Source organism: Actinoplanes sp. GCM10030250, from assembly GCF_042666575.1.
In the GTDB taxonomy this organism is placed as follows: domain Bacteria; phylum Actinomycetota; class Actinomycetes; order Mycobacteriales; family Micromonosporaceae; genus Actinoplanes.
On the sequence record NZ_JBHTDO010000021.1, the window covers coordinates 67,834 to 87,220 of the forward strand.

Sequence of the window (19,387 nt, forward strand, 5' to 3'; positions counted from 1 at the left end):
GCCGTACCCCAAGGAGGTTTTGTCGTGAAGCACTATCGGCAGGTGATCGAGCAGCCCCGGTTGCGCCGGATTCTGCCCGGTCTGGCGGTGTCGGCGCTCGGCGACGGCATGACCATGGTCGCGGTCGCGTGGCTCGCCGTGCAGATCGCGCCGGCCGGGCAGACGGCGATCTGGACCGGTCTGGCGGTCGCCGCCTACAGCCTGCCCGCGACGCTCGGGGCGGCGCTGTTCAGCAGGCTCGTCCGCCGGTTCAGCGGTGCCCAGCTGGTCGCGGCGGACGCTGCGGTGCGTGCGGTGGCTCTCGGCGCGATCGCGGTGCTCGCGGTGACCGGCCGACTCGATCCCGTGGGCTATGTGGTGCTGCTGGCCCTGTCGTCGCTGCTGCACGCGTGGGGGAGTGCGGGCACCTACACGCTGGTCGCGGAGCTGCTGCCGGAGCGGGATCGGCTGGCGGGCAATGCGCTGATCTCGACGTTCGGGCAGGCCGCGTTCGTGATCGGGCCGGCGCTCGCGGGCGGGATGGCGGCTGTCACCGGGCCGGGGTGGGTGATCGCCTTCGACGCGCTCAGCTTCGCGGTGCTGGCGGTGAGCTGTGCCTTCATCCGGCGCGGCGGGACCGTCACACCTCCCTCCACCGCGGCCGGCTGGCGGATCGTTCTCGGTCAGCCGCGACTGCTCGGGCTGCTGGGTGTGACGTGCGTGTTCTTCCTCCTGTACGGGCCGGTCGAGGTGGCGCTGCCGATCTACGTCGCCCACGATCTGGGTGGGTCGCCGGCGCTGCTCGGCGCGTACTGGACGGCGTTCGGCGTCGGGGCGGTCGCGGGCGGTCTGGGCGCCGGCCTGCTGCACGCCCGGCGGCTGTCCACTGTGGTCGTCGGCATCATCGTCGGGTGGGGTGCGGCGCTGCTGCCGCTGGCGCTGACCCATGCGGTCTGGGCCGGGCTGGCCGGGCTGGCGGTCGGCGGTCTGATCTACGGCCCGTTCACGGCGATCTGTGTGGCGCTGTTCCAGCAGGCCAGCCCGCCGCACCTGCTCAGCCGGGTGCTGGCGACCCGCACCGCGCTGACCATCCCGTCGACGGCCCTGGGCACTCTCGCCGGCGGCCCGGCCGTGGCCGAGTTCGGCGCACAGCCGACGCTGCTGCTCTCCGCGGTGCTGACCATCGCCCTCGGCGTCGCCCTGGTGGTGGCCCGGCGGCTGTTCCGGGCGTTCCCCGGCAGGGTGCACCGGGCAACGCCCGAGCTGGTCACCTTGTGAAGACCTCGCAGGTCATGCGCATGTCGGCCGGGGTGATGACGCACAGGTCGCGGTCCGCGTCCCCGAACAGCACGTCGAGCCTGCTGTCGTTGTCGTCGGCGTAGAGCCTGTCCCGCCCGGCACCGCCGAGAAGGGTGTCACTGCCCGCGCCGGCGACCAGGTCGTCACGGCCCCGGTCGCCGACGAGGACATCGTCGCCGCCGTTACCGGCGAGCCGGTTGTCCAGCGAGTTGCCGAACAGGCGATCGGCTCCGCGGCCGCCGGTCACATCCTCGACGTCCGAACCCACGTTGTCCCGCTCGCCCAGCCCACCGTCGTTGGGCCGCCTGTCGGACGTCACGATCACCGGGCCTCCTCTGCTCGCGTAGGTGACGTGGTCACGGCCCGTGCCACCGGCGAAGACGTCGGCGCCGCCGAGACCGTCCAGAGTGTCGTCCTGTTCGTCGCCCAGCAGAGTGTCGGCGTGGGCGCTGCCGATGACGGTGTCGTTGCCGCCGCCTCCGTACAGGGTGTTGTGTGGTGCGCGCTGCCCGGACATGTTGATGGTGTCGCGGCCCGTACCGCCCTTCGCGGTGACCGGCACCGTCACCGCGGCGACGATGGAGTCGGTGAAGTCACCGGTGTCGATCCGGACGCTGGTCACGTGCTCGCCCTGGCACAACAGCGTGCCGTTGGCGCGCGGGGCGCACCGTGCCCCGGGACGCAGGTAGGCGGCGTTGCCGGTCCTGTTCACGACGAAGTCGCCGTTGCTCATCGTGACGCGGATGTTGTCCCAGCGGTTGACGTCCGCGGTCACGAACAGGGTGCTGCCCGCGACGTGGACGTTGGGTGGCAGCGCGGTCGTGGCGGAGTGGAGCGCCGTACCGAGCGGGCCCGTCGCCATCGCGGCGGTGACCAGCAGGACGTGGCTCAGGTCCCTGATGCGAGTGTGCATGGTTTGCCTCTCCTCGGGCTGGTTGTTCCTCCCCTCAGGCTGGATTTCGGCGCCCGCCGCAACATGACCAGAACCCACCATCTTGCGGGTGGCCGCCCGGGTGGCCGAATCTGGCTACGAGCGCCTTTCGCGCCTGCCGGCGGAGGTTTCAGCCGAGATGGTCGAGTTGGAGGGTTGGGAGCGGCCGCTCTTCGCCGCTCGCTGGACAGGGCACCCCGCTTTTGTGGGGCGTGCCCCGGACCTGGCCGTCCTCCGGCAGGCATGGTCAGCCGCGGCCGAGGGCGCACGGCAGGTTGTCGTGGTGTCCGGGGAGCCGGGTGCGGGAAAGTCGCGGCTCGCCGCCCACACCGCCGCCGCCCTGTACGAGGACGGAGCGGCGATCCTGCACGGCGCGTGCTCGGCGGATCTGAGCCTGCCCTACCAGCCGTTCGTCAGGCCCATCGAGGCGCTGCTGCCCGCGGTCCGGGACGAGTCACCGGATCGGCCCAGCCACCGCAGCCGGCTGTCGGTCCTGGCCGGGCGGGCGCCCGGCGAAGGGCTCGCGCCGCCGCACCCGCAGCGGCGCCGGGAGCTGTACGACGCCGCAGTCGACGCCTTCGCCGCGGCCGCCCGCCCAGCAGCCGCTGGTGCTGGTGCTGGAGGACATGCACTGGGCCGGGGACGCCACCGTGCAGCTGCTCATCTACCTCGTCGAGCGGCTGCCGGACGCCCGAATTCTGATCATCCTCACCTGCCGGAGCACGGCACCGGACCGCTCCGAGCTGCTCACCCGGCAGCTCGCCCAGCTCCGCCGTCTCGACGGTGTGCACCAGCTGGACCTCGAGGGCATGGAGACCGGCGACATCGTCGAGTACCTCGGCGTCAGCCGGCGGCAGGCAGCGGACCTGCGGGAGCGTACCGGTGGCAACCCGTTCTTCCTCCGTGAGCTCTGGCGAGAGCTGCTGGCTCGGGGCGTGCCGGCCGGGCGGATCACCGACACCCCGGTTCCGCAGTCGGTCCGCGACGCCTTCCAGATCCGGCTCGACACGTTTCCCGCGGAGCAGCGGCGGGTCCTGGAGTTCGCCGCGGTCGCCGGCGACGACATCGACATCACCGCGGTCAGCAGCGCGGCCGGTGTCCCGGCCGAGTTGACGCTGGACACCCTGGACCGGGCCGTCGCCGGATGCCTCGTCGAACGACGTCCACCCGCACCCTTCAGGTTCGTGCACGCGCTCGCCCGGCAGGGCATCCTGGAACTGGCCGCTCCATCCCTCGTGGTCCGTGCGCACGCGCGGGTCGCCGAGGTGATCGAGAGCAGGCAGCCGCTGACCGGCGAACGGATCCAGCAGCTGGCCCATCACTACGCGCGGGCCCACGTTCTCGGATACCGCACCCAGGCCGTGCGGTACCTGACCGCGGCCGCCGAGATCGCGGGGTGCGGACTCGCCCACGCCGACGCCGGGGCCCTGCTGGAGCAGGCCGCCGGCCTGGCCGACGCGATACCGCAGAGCGACGCACTCCTGCTGGAGGCGGCACATCGGTACATGCTCGGCGCCGACTTCGCCCGCGCCCGCGACCTCAACGAGCGGGTCGCCGCGCACAGCGAGGGCGCCCTGCTGCTGCGAGCCGCCATCGGGTTGGAGGAAGCGTCCTGGTGGATCGGCCGCCCCGGGCAGCAGGCGACCGATGTGCTGACGCGGGCGCTCTCCGAGGCGCCGCACGACGCCACCTACGTGCGGGGACTCGGCAGCCTCAGCCGCGCGCTGGCATTCAGCGGCGCCGTCGAGCAGGCCGAGCAGGTGTCGGCCCGCGCCGCGCACCTCGCCCGGGAACGCGGCGACGAGGAACTTCTGGCGCACGTACTGCTCGCCCAGCCCGAGATCATCCGGCTCACCCTGGTCAACCCCGAGGAGTCCGCGGACGCGGCGATGCGGCGGGCCCGATCGTTGTGGGAGCTGGCGAAGCGGACCGGCAACGCCACGCACCTGGGCCCGGGCGCGTACCACCGCGCTGTGCGGGCCTACCTGTACGGATGGCCGGAGGACGTGGCGGCGGCGCTGGCGGATCTCGTCTACTACGCGCGGGTGTCCGGCCAGCCGGTCCTGGAGTACCAGGCGGCCTGCATGACCTACGCGCGGCAGTTCGTGACCGGGGACTTCGCGGGGGCGGAGCTGTCCAGCGTGCACGCGTACCAGCTGGGAAGGCAGATCGGCAGCAGCAACACGGAGGGGCCGCACGGCCTGCAGATGTTCATGCTGCGGCGCGAGACCGGTGGTCTCGACGTGATCCGGCCGCTGGTCACCGGGCAGGAGGACCCGGCCGGCCACTGGGCACCCGGGCTGCTGGCCACCTACACCGAGCTCGGCCGGCGGCAGGACACGGCCCGCCTGCTCCGGTGGATCATCGACGAGCAGCTGACCGCACACCAGCGCTCGTCGTCGTGGCCGGGCGTGCTCGCGTTCCTGGCCGAAGCCACGGTCGCGATCGAGGACGAGCCGACGGCCCGGCGCCTGCGTCCGATGATCGCCGAGTACGCCGGGTGCAACCTGATCTCCGGAGGCTTCGACGCCGTGTTCGGCAGCGCCGACCGCTACCTCGGCGCGCTGGACTCGCTGACCGGCGAACACGATCCGGAGGCGTCGTTCGCCGCCGCGACGGAGATGGACAGCCGGATGGCGGCACCGGTGCACGTGGCACACACCCTGCTGGCCCGGCTGTGCCACGCTCGGCGCGGGACGTCCGCCCCGGCTCCCGAACTCGCCCGGCAGACCCGGGAAGCGGCGAGGGTGGCGGGTTCGATCCGGACCGCGCGTGCCGCCGGGCCGGCCGAAGCCGGACCGCGGGACACCGGACCGGACGGGCTCACCCGCCGGGAGCGGGAGGTCCTGGCGCTGATCGCCCAGGGGCTCGGCAACCGGCAGATCGCGGCGAGGCTGTTCATCACCGAGAACACCGCCGCCAACCATGTGCGGAGCATCTTGTTGAAGACCGGCTCGGCGAACCGTACCCAGGCCGCCCGCTACGCCACGTCACACGGGCTGCTGTAACGCGACGATCACCCCGTGCGGCTCGACCATCCCGGTGAGTTCTTCGATCTTGTCGGCCGGGATGCCGGCCCGCTCCGCCGCCCGGCGGATGTGATCCGCGCTCGGCGCCTCATAGAGGCAGAACGTTTTACGCAGATCGGCGGAGAGGAACGACCGGAACCATCGGACGCCCTCCTCGTCATTGATCAGGTTGATCCGGTCGGCTTCCTCGCGGCTGATTGCCAGCGCCTCGGCGAATTGGCGCTCGACCATGAAAATCGGCATGACGGGCCTTCTTCCTCAGTCGTCTCCCTCCGAGCGGACCACGCCTCGCGCCCGGCACGCATGACCAGAATTGGCTATGCCCGGCGGCCCGCCTCTCCCTCGGAAGAGGGACACGGATCCCCTCCGGGCGGGAATCGGCCGCGGTGCCGGTGCGTGACGATCGGGGCATGACGACATCGGTGGTTATCACTCGGGATGCCGGGCGGGGATTGACGTACGCGGTGCTCGGCTGGGCCGTGGCATACGGGGGCGTGCGTCTGCTCTGGACGGTCGGTGAGGCTCCGGACTTCGGGCCGTTCGGGTCGGATCTGCTCGGCTTCACCGGGTGGTGGTCGGTCGCGCTGTGTGTGGCGGCCGGCGCCATCGCTGTCGTCCTGGACCGGGCGGTGACCTGGCGGCCGGTGCTGGCCGGGGCCGCCTGGACCGTCGCCGGCGCCCTGGTCGCCTCCGCGGCGATCCTGCTGCCGGAACTCGTCGGGTTCCTGCTGTTGCACGTCGGGCCGAACTTCGACCCGCTTCCGTTCGCCAGCCGGATCGGCTGTGTCAGCGGGGCTGTGCTGCTGGGCCTGGCCGTCGCCCGCTACCAGCGGCGCACCCGCGGCGACTGCCCGTCGTGCTGCCGCACCGGCGAACCCAAGCACCGGCCTGAGGCACCGGCACGCCGGCAGGAGGCATCGGCGCGCCGAACACCGGCACGCTGGGCCGTGTACGCCGCCTACGCCGCCGTCACCGGACTGGTGGCCAGGTTCGCCGCACAAACCATGGTGGGCTTCGACGACCTCCACCAGGAGCCCTCGCTGATCGGGCTGGAGATCGGCCTGCTGCTGGCCGGAATTCTGCTGCCGCTCGCTCTGGTGCACGGCTGGGGCAGGATCTGGCCGCGGTGGGTACCGCTGCTCGCCGGCCGTACCATCCCCCGGTTGTTGTTGTTGATCCCCGGTCTTGGCCTCGGCGTCGGCATCGTGGCCTATTTCGGCATGGGCATGGTGCAGTTGGCGTCCGGGTCGGTCAGCCAGTTCTCGGACACGTTTCTGCTGGTCGCGATGTCCGCCTACTGCGTGCTGGGGCTCGGCCTGATCGTGGCGTCGAGCGACTATCACCTGGCGACGCGCCGCCCCTGCGAGAACTGCGGCCGGTGACTGTTTCATCAGTTACATGAGTTCCGGAACGACTTCCGCTTGACCGGCGTGTTTCCGAACTGTTTCGCTGACAACAGCTATCGATCTCTGTTTCATCTGTTTCATTGGGGGACGGGATGCGGCGCGTTGTAGCGGGACTGTTCGGAACTCTGCTGCTGTTCACCGGCGGGTCGGCGGCGATCGCGAGGCCGCCGTCACCCGCCGCACGGGTCTGGGTGACCACTGTCGATCGGGCCGAGCTGCTCCACGAACGAGCCCCGGTGAAGTTCCGCCGCGGCGAGAGCACGCACCCGACCATCACGATCAACCCGGAGCGCACCTACCAGCGGATGGACGGCTTCGGCGCCTCGATCACCGACTCGTCCGCCGCGGTCCTCCACCGCCTTTCACCAGCACAGCGGGACCGCGCGATGCGGGACCTCTTCGACACCCGGCACGGTATCGGCGTCAGCTTCCTGCGCCAGCCGATCGGCTCGTCGGACTTCACCGCCGCCGCCGAGCACTACACCTACGACGACGTCCCGGCCGGGCAGACCGACTTCGCGCTGCGCCACTTCAGCATCGATCACGACCGCGCCCAGATCCTGCCGCTGCTGCGCCGGGCCCGGTCGCTGAATCCGTCCCTGAAGATCCTCGCCACCCCGTGGAGCCCGCCGGCCTGGATGAAGACCGGTGACTCCCTGGTCGGCGGCAGGCTCAAGGACGATCCGCGGATCTACGACGCCTACGCCCGTTACCTGGCTGAGTTCGTGCGGGCCTACACCGCCGCCGGCGTACCGATCGACTATCTGACCGTGCAGAACGAGCCGCAGAACCGCCGCCCCGGTGGGTACCCAGGCACCGGCATGCCGGTCCGCCAGCAGGCCGCCGTGATCGAGAGGCTCGGCCCGCTTCTCAAGAAGACCAAGATTCTCGGGTACGACCACAACTGGCAAACCCATCCCGGAGACGTCGAGTCGACCCCGCCGGGGGAGGATCCCGAGACCGACTACCCGTACCAGCTCCTCGACACCCCCGCCGCGAAGTGGCTGGCCGGCACCGCCTACCACTGCTACTCCGGCGACCCGAGCGCGCAGACCACCCTGCACGACGCGCACCCCGGCAAGGGCATCTGGTTCACCGAGTGCTCCGGCTCGCACGGCCCCGGCGACACCGACGCGCAGATCTTCCGCGGCACCCTGACCTGGCACGCCCGCAACCTCGTCATCGGCGTCACCCGCAACTGGGGCAAGTCGGTGGTCAACTGGAACATCGCCCTCGACAGCACCGGCGGCCCGCACCTGGGCGGCTGCGGCACCTGCACCGGCCTGCTCACCCTGCTGCCCGACGGCACGCTCCGTACCGACGCCGAGTACTACACCATCGGCCACCTTGCGAAATTCGTGCGGCCCGGCGCCGTACGCATCGCCAGCACTTCTTTCGGCACCACCGGCTGGAACGGCCAGATCATGGACGTGGCCTTCCGCAACCCCGACGGCACCACAGCCCTGATCGTCCACAACCAGAACGACGACCCCCGCCCCTTCGCCGTCTCGGTGGGCGACCGCCTCCTCGAATACACCCTCCCCGGCGGCGCCCTGGCCACCTTCGTCCTGCCCCGCTCCGTCACCGCCCACCCGCACGAACTCTCCCTGACCGGCGCCACCGCCACCGCATCCCCCGCAGGCGAGGGCCCTCTCCTGGCCGTCGACGGTGACGCTTCAACACGCTGGTCCAGCGGCGCGGCCCAGACCCCCGGCCAATACCTCCAGGTCGACCTCGGCGCCACCCGCACCTTCCGCCGCGTGGCCGTCGACAGCGGCGGCAACCTCGGCGACTACGCCCGCTCCTGGGAACTCTCGGTCAGCCGCGACGGCCGCACCTGGACCACCGCGGCGGCCGGCCTCGGCACCGGCCAGCTGACGAACATCAACCTGCCACCCACCCGCGCCCGCCACCTGCGCATAACCGCGACCAGCAGCAGCGCAGGCTGGTGGAGCGTGGCCGACGTGCGCCTCTACAAAAACTAACCCCGTCCCTGTACTCGCAACCAGCTGGCGCTAAGCGGTGCCTCGGGCGGCGAAAAGCACCCCTCACGCCCAGCCGGCCCAGCCGGCTGGCGCTCAGCGGTGCCTCGGGCGGCGAAAAGCACCCCTCACGTCCAGCCGGCCCAGTCGGCTGGCGCTCAGCGGTGCCTCGGGCGGCGAAAAGCGCCGCTCACGCCCAGCCGGCGCAACCGGCTGGCGCTGAGCGGTGCCTCGGGCGGTGAAAAGCGCCGCTCACGCCCAGCCGGCCCAGCCGGCTGGCGTTCAGGGGTGCCTCGGGCGGTGAAAACGCCGCTCACGCCCAGCTGGTTTGGTCGGCTGGCGTTGAGGGGTGTGTCAGATTGTCATGGCGAGCCGAGGATGACGGTGAGGCGGGAGCGCTCAACGGCGCCGTCGGAGAGCCCATGCACGCGCAGAACCTGGCGGACGGTGCGGACCGTCCCGTTGGCGCCGGCGACGTGCACGGCGGCCACTGTAGACGGTCAGCGCTTGGCCAGGGCCTTGAGTGTTTCGTCGAGGGTGGAGAAGACGACGTCCGGGCCGCCCTCCCAGGCGGGCAGGGGATCGGGCCGGCCCGGGGCGGGCGCCCAGAACCACCACAGGTTGTCCCACCGGTCCAGCATCCGGCCGAGGGTCGTCTCCGCGTAGAAGGGTGTCGCCTCGGTGACGATGGTGGCGCCGTTCGCGACGCCGCGCGCCAGGGTCGCGGCCACGTCGTTGACCCACACCTGGAGCAGGGCGGGACGTGCGGGCCAGCCGTCGAGCCTGTCGGCGACCATCAGGTCCACGGTGCCGAGGCGCAGCTGCGCGTGGATGAGCTTGCCGTCGGGCGCCGGGGTTCTCGCCTCGAGGGTTTCCGGTACACCGAAAACCTCGGACACGAAATCGAGGAAGCCGGACGCGTCGTCCACGATCACGAACGGGTTGAGCACGGCGCCGGTGCCCGGGACGGACTCGGCGGGAAGCAGAATCATGCCACTGATCCTGGCGTCGATTCAGGTCAGTCTCCGGCCGCTGGTGGAACCGTCGTGACTGGTGTGGCGTCCTATCCGGCGGGAGGTGGGCGCTCGTGCGTACGAGAAAAGGGTTTGCGGTCTTGATCGTCGGAGTGTTGATGGTGGCCGGATGTGGCTCGGGCGGCGCTCCGGGTGACGCGGGGCGGATCGATGCGCGACTGGTCGCCGAACTGGAACCGGGTGACGCGCGGGCGGTGGGTGATGCGGTGAACGCGTTCGCCTTCGACCTGTTCTCCGAGGTGACGGACGGCCGGGAGAACGCGGTGACGGCGCCCCTGTCGATGACCGTGCTGCTGTCGATGATCCTGGCCGGCGCCGACGGGACCACCGCGGACCAGATCGCGAAGGCGCTGCATCTGAGTGATCGGCGCGATGTGCGGGTCGGTGCGCTGCTGCGGAAGCTGGCTGACACGGACGAGGTGACGCTGTCGGTGGCCAACTCGCTCTGGGCGGACGAGGGGCGCCCGTTCGAGGAGGACTATCTGACGTTCCTGCGGCGCACGCTGGGTGCCACCGCTGAGGAGCGTGACCTCGGGTCGCCGGGGACCGCCGAGGAGATCGACGCGTGGGCCGGCAAGAACACCAACGGGCTGATCGACAAGATCGCCGGTGACCTCGGGCTGCCGAACCCGGATGCGGCTCTGGTGCTGCTCAACGCGGTCTACTTCCTCGGCGAGTGGAAGACCCAGTTCGACAAGGGCGACACCCGGCCGGAGACGTTCGAGGGTGTGGGCGAGGTGCCGACGATGCACCTGGCGGACAAGAAGTTCGGGTACGTGGAGCGGGACGGCTATCGGATGCTGCGGATGCCCTACGGCGAGGACGGCCGGTACGGCATGGAGATCCTGCTCCCGGACGAGTCGCTTCCCTCGTTGCTCGGGTCGCTGGACGCCGCCGAGTGGCGTGCGGCGGTCGACGGCCTGACCGAGCAGACGCTCGACGAGGTGGCGGTGCCGCGGTTCGAACTCCGGTGGAAGGGCGAGATGACGCCGGCGCTGCGGAAGCTGGGAGTCTCGGCGGCGTTCACACCCGGGGAGGCGGATTTCCGGCCGATGTCGCCGGTGGAGCCGTGGCTGGAGACGGTGATGCACAAGACCTATATCAAAGTCGATGAGAAGGGTACGGAGGCCGCCGCGGTCTCCGGCGGGTCGATGGCGACGTCGGCGCAGATCAATCAGCGGGTGTTCCGGGTGGACCGGCCGTTCGCGTTCACGATCTCCGACCGGGAGACGGGCACCGTTCTCTTCCTGGGAGCTGTCACCGACCCGCGCTCCTGACGATCGCTCCGGGGAGGCTCAGGCTGACCCTGAGCGCGGTAGGCGTACGGATGCATGGAATTTCCCTGAGACGGGCGTCCGGGGAGGCACCCAGCTTTCCCCCGCATGTTTGTGCAGGTCTGGCCGCCGCGCCCGCGTGACGGCAGCCTTCGGAGCATGCGTAGGTGGTTGATCGGTGGCCTGATGGTTTCCGTGCTGGTTGTCGCCGGTGCGGGCGTGGGTGTGTGGGTGCTGACCCGGCCGGGGCTGGACACGGTGGGGAAGGTGGCGTTCGAGCGGAGGCTGGCGGTGCCGCCGCTGGCGAAGTCCACTGTCGACGAGCAGGGGCGGAGGGTGTTCGATCTGCGGGCGCAGGCGGGGGAGAGTGATCTGGGGCGGGGGAAGGCGACGGCGACCTGGGGCTACAACGGGTCGTATCTCGGGCCGACGCTGCGGGCGAAGCGTGGGGAGCGGGTGGTGGTGAACGTCAGCAACGGGCTGGCGGAGGACACCACGGTGCACTGGCACGGCATGCATCTGCCGGCGCGGATGGACGGTGGGCCGCAGACGCCGATCCGGCCGGGGGCGGCGTTCTCGCCGGAGTGGAAGGTCGATCAGCCGGCGGCGACGCTCTGGTACCACCCGCATCCGCACGAGCGGACCGAGAAGCAGGTGTACCGAGGGCTTGCCGGGATGTTCCTGATCGACGACCCGGGGACCGATGTGGCGGCGCTGCCGCACGAGTACGGCGTCGACGACGTGCCGGTGATGGTGCAGGACAAGGCGTTCGACGACGACGGGCAGCTGTCGGAGAGCGGGCCGTTCGGCAGTGAGATCGGGATTCTCGGTGACTCGGTGCTGGTCAACGGGACGGCCGGGCCGTATCTGGACGTGACCACCTCGCTGGTGCGGTTGCGGCTGCTGAACGCGGCCACGGCGCGGATCTTCAACTTCTCGCTGTCGGACGGGCGGCCGTTCACGCTGATCGGCACGGACGGGGGGCTTCTCGACCGGCCGCATCGGCTGGACCGCCTCCAGCTGTCGGTGGGTGAGCGGGCCGAGGTGCTGGTGGCGATGAGGCCGGGGGAGCGGGTGGTGCTGCGCAGCGGTCCGCCGGCGCCGGAGGGTGACTTCGCGATACGGCGGTTCCAGGGTGGTGGCGACAGGTTCGACGTGCTCGAGCTGCGTGCGGCGGCCGCGCTGCGGGACAGCCCGGCGACGCCGGGGACCCTGGTGGAGACGCCGCGGCTCGATCCGGCTTCGGCGGCGCAGACCCGGGAGATGACCTTCACCGAACGGGACATCAACGGCCGCAAGATGGAAGGTGCCCGGGTGGACGCGGTGGTCACGCGGGACACCACCGAGGTCTGGACGGTTCGCAACGGGCACGGTACGCCGCACAGCTTCCACCTTCACGACGTGCAGTTCCAGGTGCTGAGCCGTACCGGCGGCGAGCCGGTGCCGCCGTCGTTGAGCGGCTGGAAGGACACGGTCTACCTGCCGCCGCACGAGGGCTACACGGTGATCATGAGGTTCGCGGACTTCGCTGATCCGGAGACGCCGTACATGTTCCACTGCCACGTGCTGCGCCACGAGGACGAGGGAATGATGGGCCAGTTCGTGGTCGTCGAACCGGGCGGTTCGGCCCGGGTCGGCGCGCACCACTCGCACGGTGGATGATCCCGATATGATCGTTTATGGCTAGGTGGCTGACGACGGTCGGGAGGGCTCGATGATCACGGTGCCGGCGGGGAGCAGCCTCACCCTGCGTAACCCGGGTGCGCAGGACGCCGTCGTCGTCACGCTCGCCGACGTGAGTGCGGAGTTCTTCACCGAGCTGCCGGCGATCCCCGTGCTGAGCCTCGACGGGCCGGGCGTCCGGCGCATCGGCATCGTCGAGCTGGTCACCAGCTCCGGCGTGACCTGGGCCGAGGCGGAACTGCGCGACGGCCAGCTGCAGATCATCGGTGACGCGCCGACCGAGGTGGTGCAGCGGCGCGCGTCGGCCCGGAAACCGGGGACCTATCCGGCGGCGGGGACGGCCCAGATCGACCGGCCGGTGGGGCGCCGCCTGGTGGCGGTGTCGGGGCGGGTGGAGGACATCTCGACGGACGGGCTGCTGTTGCGGGCGACCGGGGACGACGGGGTGCCGTCGCTGCCGTCCGGGATCGAGCGGACGCTGCTGCACGTGACGATGCCATGGGGGGAGATGACGGCGGCCGTCGCCACGGTGGACCAGCGGGCGGATCTGCTGCGGGGGACGTACGAGTGGATCGATCCGGTGGACGCGGCGGCGCTCGTGCGGTTCTGCTCTCCCGGGTAGGCGGGTCCGTCAGTCGTCGCCGCGCAGTGTCTCCGCTGGTGAGACGTGGAACCGCGCCCGGTAGAGTTCGGTGAATCGGCCCGGCCCGGTGAAACCCCAGCGGTGGGCCACGGCGGTGATCGACGTCCGGTCCGGGTCGGCGCCGAGGAGTTCCTCGTGGGCGCGCATCAGGCGGACCTCACGTACGTACGTCATCGGGGTGGTTCCGAACTGCCGCCGGAAGGCAGCGCGCAACCGGCCGGCCGTGGTCCCGGCGATCTCGGCGAGGCCCGCCACGGTGTAGGCCCGCCGCGGTTCGGCGTGGACGGCGTCGATCGCGGGCGCGATGCCGCCGGACCGATTTCGTACGGGTACGTCCGATCGCATCGCGTCGTGGTACTGATGGTCGGCGGAGACCAGCAGTGCCGTCATCAACGCCTCCTCCAGCGGTGCCGCAACGATCGGCTCGAAGCACAGGCTGTCGGTATTCCCGATCTCCCCGGCCAGAAAGTGGATCAGGGAGGCGTACGTGCGGCCCGGCGCCCGATCCACGTCGAGCCGGCCGGTGAACCTGATCGCGCCCCGGACGGTGACGTCGTGCGCCAGGTGGAGGTGGGTCTCCAGAGCCTGCGTATCGATCTTGAGGGCGAGCAGGTGACAGTCGGCGCTGGCATAGTGCAGCTCGGTCAGGCCGACCGGCCGGTAGACGGCCGCGTGCCCCGGGCCACCGCTGATCGGCCGGCCGTCCTGCCCGGCGAAGAAGCGGCCGGACCGCGCCACGTTGACGTGGTAACTGCCCAGCTCGCCGGTCACGCCGGCGACTGCGGCCCCGTACCGCACGTCGCCCAGAGTGATGGCCCCCAGCTGCAGGAACGCGAACCTGGCGTCGAGCCTGGAACCGGGTTCCACCAGGCGCATCGATCGCGGGTACAGGTGCTCCCCGCAGACCGCCCGAGCCTCAGCCAGATCGCCCGTCCGCACCGTGATCGCGTAGGACTGGGTGCCACCGCGACGCGCTTCCATCAAGCCCGCCCTCCGAGCCGTTCGCCATTCCCCCGACATCTCGCTCGATATTGAGCGCTTCTTTGTCATACGGCAACTGCCCCGGCCGAATGCCCTACTCCGCGCGAAGTACGCTCCGCGAGCCGTGGCCCGCCGACGGTTCGGCCGCTGTGAATCGAGTAAAATCCTGCGCGCTTCCGGTTTTGCCGGAGGCATCGATGGGTAGGGGTGGCCGACGCTGATCACAGCGTCTGTGGGGAGGGGAGCGGTTCATGTCGTTCGACTGCACTATCGAGCGCAACGGCGACACCCTGGTCGTCGTTCCGGAGGGCGACGTGGACATCGACAACGCCGCCGTGCTGCGTCAGGTGCTTCAGCAGGTCATCGACCGCGGCGACTGCCCGCATGTCGAGGTGGACATGAGTTCGGTGACGTTCCTGGACTCATCGGGTCTGGGCATGCTGGTCGCGGCGCGCCGTGCGGCTGAGGCCAAGGGTGCGACGTTGCGGCTCAGCAACCCGGGGCCGGTGGTGCGGATGGTGCTCGAGGTGACCAACCTGCACGACAGCTTCGTGGTCGCCAAGTAGGGCGACGCTCTCAGCGCGGGCACAGCGGCGGACGGCGATCCTGGTCGGCATGACGATCAGGGAGCGTCCCGCGGCGGTGCTCGTCGCTGTGTCGAGGCCGTGGTTCTGGCCGGTGTCCTGGGTACCCGCGTACCTGGGCACCGTCCTGGCCGGTCACGCCTGGCTGCCCGAGCCCGGGGACGTGGGCCGCGCGCTGGTGGCGCTGCTGGTGCTGGGCCCGCTCGTCTGGGCTGCGGTGCTCGCGCAGAACGATCTGCACGACCTGCCGAGCGATCGCGCGAACCCGCGTAAGGGAACGGCGCCGCTGGTCACCGGTGCGGTCTCCGAGGTTCGCCTGCGCCGGTGGTACTGGCTGGCCGCGGCCGCGTCGGTGGGCTTCGCGCTGTACGTGGGGCCGCTGTTCGTGCTCGGTGTTGCCGGGGTGTTGCTGCTCGGATGGGCGTACAGCGTGCCGCCGCTGCGGCTCAAGACCCGGCCGGGCTGGGACGTGGCGGTCAACGCGTTCGTGGTGGGGGTGCTGTCACCGGCTGCGGGCTGGTCGATCACCCGGCCGCCATGGGAGTTCCCGTGGCAGTTCGGGCTGATCGGGGTGCTGTTCGCCGCCGCCCTGTACGTGCCGACCACGGTGACCGACCTGGCCGCCGACCGGGGAGCTGGGGACACCACGTTCGCCGTCCGGTACGGGCAGCGTGTCGCCTACCGGCTCGGGATCGGGCTGTGGGCGGGGGCGCTGGCGCTCTGCGTGGGCTTCGCGTGGCTGGACCAGGTGGTCCCGAGGTCGACCTTCGTGCCGCAGCTGGTGACCGTGCCGGTGCTGCTGGCCGCGTACGCGCTGCTCACCCGCCGGCCCAGCATCCCCCGGCTGGCCGTGCTGTCGTTCTTCTTCGCCGTGCCGACCGTCGGATTCGCCCTGGCCTATGTGGCCGCAGGCTAGCCTAGATCCAGCCGTGTTTGCGGGCGATCCGGGCCGCCTCGTGCCGGTTCACCGCGCCGAGCTTGCCGGCCGCCGACGACAGGTAGTTGCGCACGGTCCCGGGCGACAGCGAGGCGCGCCGTGCGATCTCCTCGACCGGGGCGCCCTCGGCGGCGAGCTGGAGCACGTCGGCCTCGCGGGCGGTCAGCGGGCTGTCGCCGGCGCTGATCGCCTCGGCGGCCAGCTGCGGGTCGACGTAGCGGCCGCCGCCGTGAACCGTGCGCACGACCATGGCGAGGTCGTCGGCGGAGACGGTTTTCGGCAGGAAACCGCGGACGCCGGCGGCGAGGGCCTGCTTGAGGTGGCCGGGCCGTCCGTGACTGGTCACGATCATCGTGCGGCAGTTGGGGACCTCCGCCTGCAGCCGGGCCGCCACTGTCACCCCGTCGAGGTCGGGCATCTGGAGGTCGATGACGGCGACGTCGGGGCGCAGCGCGCGGGCGGCGGCGATCGCCTCGGCGCCGGTGGCCGCCTGGCCCACCACCGTGATGTCCTCCTCCAGGGCGAGCAGCGCGGCGAGCGCCCCGCGGATCAGGTGCTCGTCGTCCGCCAGCAGAATCCGGATCGTCACGCCGTCACCTCCTCGGTCGCCGGTAGCCGCACCTCGACCTGGAAGCGGTCGGGCGGTACGCGGTCGGCGCCGACGGTACCGCCCACGGCCGTGATCCGTTCGGTCAGCCCGGTCAGCCCGTTGCCGTAGCCGGACTGGGCACCGGCTGCCCCGTCGTTGGTCATCGTGAGCGTGACAGTGCCGTCCGCGGACCGGTCCAGGGTGATCGTGCACTCGTGGGCCTCACTGTGCCGCAGCACGTTGGTGGTGGCCTCGCGGACGGCCCAGCCCAGAGCGGTCTGCGTCCGGGGCCCGAGCCCGCCGGCCTCACCGATCACCCGGCAGGTGATCCCGGCGGCGGCCAGCAGCGAACGGGCACCGGCCAGCTCCTCGTCCAGCTGAGCGGTGCGAAGGCCGCTGACCACGGCACGGAGTTCTGCGAGAGAGTCCTGCGCGATTCTGCGTACCTCATGCATCTCCTCGACGGCCTCGGGCCGGCCACGGGCGCCGAGCTTCGCGGCGAGCTCCGCCTTGAGCGCCACCACCGACAGGGCGCGACCGGCGACGTCGTGCAGGTCCCGGGCGAAGCGCAGCCGTTCCTCGGCGACCGCCAGGTCGGCCCTCACCTGCTGCGCGTCGTCGAGCTGCCAGACCAGGTCGAGCATCCAGACGGTGCTGCGGCTGGTGGCGACCATGCCGAGCAGCAGGATGAACAGGACGCTGTGCGCGGCGAACGCGGTGCCGTCCCGGAGGATGGCCGGGCCGGCGGCCACCAGCCATCCGGCCGCGGCGATCGCGATGGCGAAAAAGGTGGAGATCGCGGGGGTCCAGGCGGTCAGGAACGCCGCGACCACAAACGTCACAACCATGGGGTACGTCGAGTCAGGTGCTTCGTAGGCCGGCCAGCTCGCCAGGACCGTGGCAACACACAGTCCCGCTGCCAGGGCGACCCGCCATGTCGGGCGGGCCGCCCTGCCCAGGCGGAAATTGATCGCCTGGTGCAGCAGCGAGATCGAGGCGGCGACGAGTGCCAGCGCCAGCGTGCCGGCGATCAGCCCCGCGTTGCCGGCCCGCGCCCCGACCTGGCTCCCGATGGCCAGGGGCACCGTCGCGTACAGCGCGTAGAGGGAACCGCGCATGTACCAGTCCACGCGAGAGGCTCGGGACATCATGATCGTCAACCTACCGCCGCGGTTCCCAGCGGAACCGGCGCCGGACCGTCACCAGGCCCACGACGATCCACGCCGCCAGGATCGCGGCGGGGACCAGCGCCTCGCCGAACACCTCGGTGAAGCCGGCCGGCGCCGCCGTGCCCGTGGTGCCCAGCCAGCCGAGCCGCATCAGGTCGACGACCGGGGTGAGCGGCAGCGCCCGCAGTACCGCGACGACCACCTCGGGAGCGTCGTCGAGAGCCGAGTAGATCATCGAACCGATCAGGCAGGCCAGCATCACCGGCAGCGTGGTGACCTGCGCCGACTCGGTGGTACGGGTGAACTCGGTGGAGAGGGCGGCGAGCAGCACGAACACGACCACGCCGCCGAGGGCGCCGCCCAGCAGCAGGAACACGTTGACCGGCGCGGGCAGTCCGAACAGGACGGCACCGACCAGCACGAAGACCACCATCTGCGCGAGGGCCACCGCGACCATCGGGGTGGCGATGCCGGTGAGGATCTCGCCGTCCGAGAGTTCGCCGGCGCGCAGCCGTTTCAGGACCAGCTCCTCGCGGCGGCTGACGTAGGTGGTGACCAGGTTGTAGTAGACGGCGGCGAGCAGCACGTAGCCGAGCAGCGAGGTGACGACGATGGTGGCCGCCGAACCCTGGGACTCGTCGACGCCGGCGCCGGAGATCGCGGCGGCCAGGATCAGCGGCATCGCCAGGGCACTGAACAGGGCTGTCCGATTCCGCCCGAACAGCCGCAACTCCGCCAAGCCCACCGACCGGAGCCGGCTCATCCGAATCGTGGTGCTCATGCCGTCACCTCCGCTGCGCTCCGGCGCCGCCATGAGCTCCGAACTGGGCCTGATGATTCGCTCGCAAGCTCGCTCATCCCCGTGCCTCCGCAGGGTTTTCGTCGTCGGCGACCGCGAGGAAAGCCTCCTCGAGAGAGGCGGGACGGGCCTCCAGAGCTGCCAGTTCGACGTCGTGCCGCCGCGCCCAGAGCAGCAACTCGGTGAGCGTGTGTTGCAGCGCGTCCGTGCGGATCGTGACCGCGCGGCCCGGACCGGCGTCGTCACTGTCGGCACGAAGGCCCGGCAGCATGGGCAGCGCCTCGAGCCCGGCCCCGTCCGGAAGGCGGAAAACGATCCGGGCGGGGTGCCCGGCGACGATCTCCGCGGGGGAGCCGGCGGCCACGATCGTGCCCTGATGCATGATCGCCAGCCGGTCGGCCAGCTCCTGCGCCTCGTGCAGGTAGTGGGTGGTGAGCAGCACCGTCGCGCCGTCGGCGAGCAGATTGCGGATCATCTGCCAGGCGTTGCGGCGACTCTCCGGATCCAGGCCGGTGGTGGGCTCGTCGAGCAGCAGAACCTCCGGGCGGCCGAGCACGGCGAGGGCGAGATCCAGGCGGCGGCGTTCACCACCGGACAACTGCCTTACGCGTACGGCCGACCGGTGCGCCAGATCAACCAAGTCCAGTGCCTCGGCTACCGGGCGAGCATCGGTCAGCGTGCCCGCCCACATGGTGGCGGTCTCCGCGACTGTCAGGTCGGCCGGGAAGCCACCCTCCTGAAGCATGATCCCCAGGCGGGGGCGGACGGCGGGCCGCTCGGCGAACGCGTCGTGACCCAGCACCCGCACGGTGCCCCGCTGCGGCCGGGAGAAGCCGGCCACCAGTTCCATCGTGGAGGTCTTGCCCGCGCCGTTCGTGCCGAGAAGCGCGAACAATTCCCCGCGCCGGACGTCGAAGGAGACGCCCCGCACCGCCTCGAAGCCGTTGCTACCGCCATATCGGCGATGCACAGCGGTCACCTCGACCGCCGCCGATGTCGTCGATGTCGTCATGTATCGAGTCTGTGGGCGGGGAAGCGGGCGGGGCAGTGCCGTCACACACGAGTTCG

General features: G+C 71.0%; 17 protein-coding genes and 1 pseudogene. 10 read left to right on the forward strand and 8 right to left on the reverse strand.

The window, feature by feature from the left end:
• The first annotated feature begins 24 nt into the window (after positions 1 to 24).
• Entirely contained in the window at positions 25 to 1,257 is a 1,233-nt protein-coding gene (locus ACFQV6_RS25255; protein ID WP_378030058.1) for an MFS transporter, read from the forward strand.
• Here the strand turns inward: ACFQV6_RS25255 and ACFQV6_RS25260 are convergent.
• On the reverse strand, positions 1,247 to 2,191 hold the full coding sequence (locus tag ACFQV6_RS25260; protein WP_378030059.1) for a calcium-binding protein: 945 nt from the start codon (positions 2,189 to 2,191) through the stop codon (positions 1,247 to 1,249). The genes ACFQV6_RS25255 and ACFQV6_RS25260 overlap by 11 nt on opposite strands.
• Positions 2,192 to 2,348: 157 nt before the next feature.
• Here ACFQV6_RS25260 and ACFQV6_RS25265 point away from each other — a divergent pair.
• Positions 2,349 to 2,795: pseudogene (locus ACFQV6_RS25265) on the forward strand (ATP-binding protein); the annotation flags it as partial.
• Positions 2,796 to 2,817: 22 nt separating this feature from the next.
• Complete coding sequence (locus ACFQV6_RS25270) at positions 2,818 to 5,217, forward strand: LuxR C-terminal-related transcriptional regulator (RefSeq protein ID WP_378030060.1); 2,400 nt, start codon at positions 2,818 to 2,820, stop codon at positions 5,215 to 5,217.
• Here the strand turns inward: ACFQV6_RS25270 and ACFQV6_RS25275 are convergent.
• Complete coding sequence (locus ACFQV6_RS25275; protein WP_378030061.1) at positions 5,200 to 5,481, reverse strand: DUF4242 domain-containing protein; 282 nt, start codon at positions 5,479 to 5,481, stop codon at positions 5,200 to 5,202. The genes ACFQV6_RS25270 and ACFQV6_RS25275 overlap by 18 nt on opposite strands.
• Positions 5,482 to 5,648: 167 nt before the next feature.
• Between ACFQV6_RS25275 and ACFQV6_RS25280 the strand changes: the two genes are divergently transcribed.
• Positions 5,649 to 6,620, forward strand: a complete 972-nt coding sequence (locus ACFQV6_RS25280) for a hypothetical protein (RefSeq protein WP_378030062.1) — start codon at positions 5,649 to 5,651, stop codon at positions 6,618 to 6,620.
• Between the two features lie 116 nt (positions 6,621 to 6,736).
• Positions 6,737 to 8,629 (forward strand): discoidin domain-containing protein, encoded by a 1,893-nt coding sequence (locus tag ACFQV6_RS25285; protein WP_378030063.1) that lies wholly within the window; start codon positions 6,737 to 6,739, stop codon positions 8,627 to 8,629.
• 497 nt (positions 8,630 to 9,126) lie between these two features.
• Here ACFQV6_RS25285 and ACFQV6_RS25290 read toward each other — a convergent pair whose 3' ends face one another.
• Positions 9,127 to 9,618: a VOC family protein gene (locus tag ACFQV6_RS25290; protein ID WP_378030064.1), complete on the reverse strand. Its 492-nt coding sequence runs from the start codon at positions 9,616 to 9,618 to the stop codon at positions 9,127 to 9,129.
• A gap of 122 nt (positions 9,619 to 9,740) precedes the next feature.
• Here ACFQV6_RS25290 and ACFQV6_RS25295 point away from each other — a divergent pair, with 122 nt between their 5' ends.
• The 3 genes from ACFQV6_RS25295 to ACFQV6_RS25305 all read left to right on the forward strand — a co-directional run bounded on the left by ACFQV6_RS25295 (position 9,741) and on the right by ACFQV6_RS25305 (position 13,239).
• Entirely contained in the window at positions 9,741 to 10,937 is a 1,197-nt protein-coding gene (locus tag ACFQV6_RS25295) for a serpin family protein (RefSeq protein WP_378030065.1), read from the forward strand.
• 156 nt (positions 10,938 to 11,093) lie between these two features.
• Complete coding sequence (locus tag ACFQV6_RS25300; protein WP_378030066.1) at positions 11,094 to 12,596, forward strand: multicopper oxidase family protein; 1,503 nt, start codon at positions 11,094 to 11,096, stop codon at positions 12,594 to 12,596.
• Between the two features lie 25 nt (positions 12,597 to 12,621).
• Entirely contained in the window at positions 12,622 to 13,239 is a 618-nt protein-coding gene (locus ACFQV6_RS25305) for a hypothetical protein (RefSeq protein ID WP_378030067.1), read from the forward strand.
• 9 nt (positions 13,240 to 13,248) lie between these two features.
• On the opposite strand, the gene ACFQV6_RS25310 is transcribed toward ACFQV6_RS25305, so the two are convergent.
• Positions 13,249 to 14,241 carry an AraC family transcriptional regulator gene (locus tag ACFQV6_RS25310; RefSeq protein ID WP_378030068.1) on the reverse strand — a complete coding sequence of 331 codons (993 nt, stop codon included), beginning with the start codon at positions 14,239 to 14,241 and terminating at the stop codon, positions 13,249 to 13,251.
• A 251-nt stretch (positions 14,242 to 14,492) separates the two neighbouring features.
• Between ACFQV6_RS25310 and ACFQV6_RS25315 the strand changes: the two genes are divergently transcribed.
• Entirely contained in the window at positions 14,493 to 14,807 is a 315-nt protein-coding gene (locus ACFQV6_RS25315) for an STAS domain-containing protein (protein WP_378030069.1), read from the forward strand.
• Positions 14,808 to 14,856: 49 nt separating this feature from the next.
• Positions 14,857 to 15,741, forward strand: a complete 885-nt coding sequence (locus tag ACFQV6_RS25320) for a UbiA prenyltransferase family protein (RefSeq protein ID WP_378030070.1) — start codon at positions 14,857 to 14,859, stop codon at positions 15,739 to 15,741.
• A gap of 1 nt (position 15,742) precedes the next feature.
• Here ACFQV6_RS25320 and ACFQV6_RS25325 read toward each other — a convergent pair whose 3' ends face one another.
• The 4 genes from ACFQV6_RS25325 to ACFQV6_RS25340 form a co-directional block, all read right to left on the reverse strand.
• Entirely contained in the window at positions 15,743 to 16,351 is a 609-nt protein-coding gene (locus ACFQV6_RS25325) for a DNA-binding response regulator (protein ID WP_378030071.1), read from the reverse strand.
• Positions 16,348 to 17,502: a sensor histidine kinase gene (locus ACFQV6_RS25330; RefSeq protein ID WP_378030072.1), complete on the reverse strand. Its 1,155-nt coding sequence runs from the start codon at positions 17,500 to 17,502 to the stop codon at positions 16,348 to 16,350. The genes ACFQV6_RS25325 and ACFQV6_RS25330 overlap by 4 nt, the downstream gene beginning before the upstream one ends.
• A gap of 10 nt (positions 17,503 to 17,512) precedes the next feature.
• Positions 17,513 to 18,301, reverse strand: coding sequence for an ABC transporter permease (locus ACFQV6_RS25335; protein WP_378030073.1), 789 nt, complete (start codon positions 18,299 to 18,301; stop codon positions 17,513 to 17,515).
• A 73-nt stretch (positions 18,302 to 18,374) separates the two neighbouring features.
• Positions 18,375 to 19,331: an ABC transporter ATP-binding protein gene (locus tag ACFQV6_RS25340; RefSeq protein WP_378030074.1), complete on the reverse strand. Its 957-nt coding sequence runs from the start codon at positions 19,329 to 19,331 to the stop codon at positions 18,375 to 18,377.
• Positions 19,332 to 19,387: the final 56 nt, after the last annotated feature.